The organism is Streptococcus mitis (genome assembly GCF_001579035.1).
Classification (GTDB): domain Bacteria; phylum Bacillota; class Bacilli; order Lactobacillales; family Streptococcaceae; genus Streptococcus; species Streptococcus mitis_J.
This window is the reverse complement of the sequence record NZ_KQ970287.1, coordinates 77709-80470: the sequence shown is the minus strand read 5'-3', so window position 1 is coordinate 80470 and position 2762 is coordinate 77709. Positions and strand designations below refer to the sequence as shown.

The following is a 2762-nucleotide window of genomic DNA, read 5'->3' as shown; positions in this document are numbered from 1 at the left end:
ACCTGTTGCCAACTATTGGGTCTACTACAAAAATTTGACGTTGGTCAATGTCCTCAGGTAATTTCACCAAGTATTCAACTGGTTGAAGTGTTTCTTCATCACGGTACATACCGATATGGCCAACTTTAGCAGCTGGAACCAAGCTCAAGAGCCCATCAACCATCCCGATACCTGCGCGCAAGATTGGAACGATGGCCAATTTCTTACCTGCCAATTGTTTTTGAACTGTTTTTGTAATTGGTGTTTCGATTTCCACATCTTCTAGTGGAAGATCACGAAGTACTTCATACCCCATCAACATTGCAATCTCATCTACTAGCTCACGAAAAGCTTTTGTAGAAGTATCTGTACGACGCAAGATTGACAATTTGTGTTGAATCAGCGGGTGATTAATAACTTCAATTTTTCCCATTTTTGGAATTCCTTCTTTCAATTTATTCTTCTTATTATACCAAAAAACGGTTTAAAAATCTTTCTAAACCATTTATTTTTGATAATTTTTACATTAAATCTGCTTCTTTAAGAGCTTCCTGTACGGTCTCAAGTGGTAGATGGGTTAATTCTGTTCCCTTTTCTTGATAAAGGTATTGGGCATAGTCGTCCATTCTGTACTGGTTGATATAAACCACGCGCTTACAACCGACCTGAAGCAATTGTTTGGTACAGTTGAGACAAGGAAAATGGGTTACATAGGCTGTAAAGCCTTTAGGAACACCACGCTCAGCCCCTTGAAGAATGGCATTAACCTCAGCATGAAGGGTGCGAACACAGTGTCCTTCAATGACCAGACATTCGTGGTCAATACAATGCTCAGTCCCTGACACCGAACCATTGTAACCAGTGGAAATAACCTTATTGTCCTTTACCAGAATAGCGCCCACTTTGGCACGTTTACAAGTGGAACGATTAGCAATTAGTAGAGCTTGGGCTGCAAAATACTCATCCCATGCTAGTCTTTTTTCAGTCATATCTCTTCTCCTTTTTCTCTATTTTTTAAAAATGGTAACCGTAAATCCGCTATCTTTTCAGCAGGTACCTTCATGCCATCCTTAATCCATTTTAGAAGGACAGATACGATGGCCGAACTCCAGAAGGAATGAAGATAAGAGCTGACACCTTTTGATTTTCCATGGTATTTTTCTATAAATTCCTGCATGGCTTGGACAAAGATTTTTTCCAGATGGTAATCTAAGGCCAGTTGAATCACTCTGGCTTCCTTTCTGACCTCCCGGAAAAGGTGAACCCAGACCAGATAAAGGTCTGTCTTTAAATCATAATGATGCAGCTGTTCCATAATATTGTGGACAGTTCGTTTAAAGACACTCTCTAAAATTTCCTCTTTGGAATCATAATTGCGGTAAAAGGCCGCACGCGAAACGCCTGCACGTTTGACCAATTCAGAAATACTAATCTTGGTCAAGTCCTTTTTTTCCAAGAGCTGCAAGAGGGCTGTTTCAATGGCTTCTCTGGTTAATAAATTGGATTCTTGGTTTGATTTCCTGAGATTTTCAAGAGACTTTTCAGAGATTCTACGTTCAGACATAACATTTTCTTTCTACTTGTCACAACAGACGGATGAGGCTTTTGTTTCAAGGGTTTTCATGATATAATTGTAAAAAAAGACAGAACCTTTGTCAATGTATAACTGACAAAGATGGAGAATTTCTATGACTTGGAAGATTATTGCTGACTCTGGTTGTGATTATCGTCAGCTGGAGACACCAGCTATTGACACGACCTTTGTAAGTGTTCCCTTAACCATTCAAGTAGCTGATCAGGTCTTTGTTGATGATGCCAGTCTTGATATTGACCAAATGATGGAAACCATGTATGCAACCGCAGAAGCTTCAAAATCAGCTTGTCCAAGCCCAGATGATTATTTGCGAGCATTTGAAGGAGCCAAAAACATTTTCCTAGTAACCATCACAGGTACTCTTTCTGGCAGTCACAATAGTGCTCAACTAGCCAAGAATATTTATCTGGAAGACCATCCTGACACTAAGATTCATGTAATTGATAGTTTGTCTGCTGGTGGTGAGGTTGACTTGCTCGTAGAAAAATTGAATGACTTGATTGACCAGGGCTTATCTTTTGAAGAAGTGGTTGAAGCTATCACTGCCTATCAAGAAAAAACCAAGTTGCTCTTTGTCCTAGCCAAAGTCGATAACTTGGTGAAAAACGGCCGTTTGAGCAAGCTTATCGGTACAGTCGTTGGCCTTCTCAATATCCGTATGGTTGGGGAAGCTAGTGAAACTGGAACTCTCGAATTGCTACAAAAAGCAAGAGGAGCAAAGAAATCAGTTCAAGCCGCCTATGATGAGTTAGTAAAAGCAGGATATGCTGGCGGTCGTATTGTCATGGCTCAACGCAATAACGAAAAATGTTGCCAACAGCTTTCAGACCGAATCCGTGAAAATTTCCCACAGGCGGATATTAAAATTCTCCCAACATCTGGTCTCTGCAGTTTCTATGCAGAAGATGGCGGTCTGCTGATGGGATATGAAATTGATTAATTGCATTCTTGACAAGAGGTGACCATCATCTCTTGTTTTTTTGTGGTACAATAGAGCTATGAAACATTTTGATACTATAGTCATCGGTGGAGGACCTGCTGGCATGATGGCTACAATTTCCAGTAGTTTTTATGGTCAGAAAACCCTCCTCATCGAAAAAAATCGGAAACTTGGAAAAAAATTAGCTGGGACTGGTGGGGGACGTTGCAATGTGACCAACAATGGTAGCTTGGACGACCTACTAGCTGG

General features: G+C 40.6%; 5 protein-coding genes. 2 read left to right on the top strand and 3 right to left on the bottom strand.

All coding sequences use genetic code 11. The features are described from left to right. From upp to SMIDD26_RS04820, 3 genes are all read right to left on the bottom strand, one after another. Positions 1–412, bottom strand: a 412-nt coding sequence (gene upp, locus SMIDD26_RS04830) for a uracil phosphoribosyltransferase (protein WP_134990184.1), incomplete at its 3' end; no start/stop codon positions are given. Positions 413–500: 88 nt separating this feature from the next. After that, on the bottom strand, positions 501–968 hold the full coding sequence (locus tag SMIDD26_RS04825; protein WP_000136974.1) for a deoxycytidylate deaminase: 468 nt from the start codon (positions 966–968) through the stop codon (positions 501–503). Next, positions 965–1543, bottom strand: coding sequence for a TetR/AcrR family transcriptional regulator (locus SMIDD26_RS04820; RefSeq protein ID WP_061439259.1), 579 nt, complete (start codon positions 1541–1543; stop codon positions 965–967). The genes SMIDD26_RS04825 and SMIDD26_RS04820 overlap by 4 nt, the downstream gene beginning before the upstream one ends. A gap of 124 nt (positions 1544–1667) precedes the next feature. Here SMIDD26_RS04820 and SMIDD26_RS04815 point away from each other — a divergent pair, with 124 nt between their 5' ends. Beyond that, a complete protein-coding gene (locus SMIDD26_RS04815) occupies positions 1668–2513 on the top strand; it encodes a DegV family protein (RefSeq protein WP_061439258.1) in 846 nt (281 codons plus the stop codon). Between the two features lie 58 nt (positions 2514–2571). Then, positions 2572–2762: NAD(P)/FAD-dependent oxidoreductase (locus SMIDD26_RS12805; RefSeq protein WP_246746944.1), on the top strand; the 191-nt coding region annotated here is incomplete at its 3' end.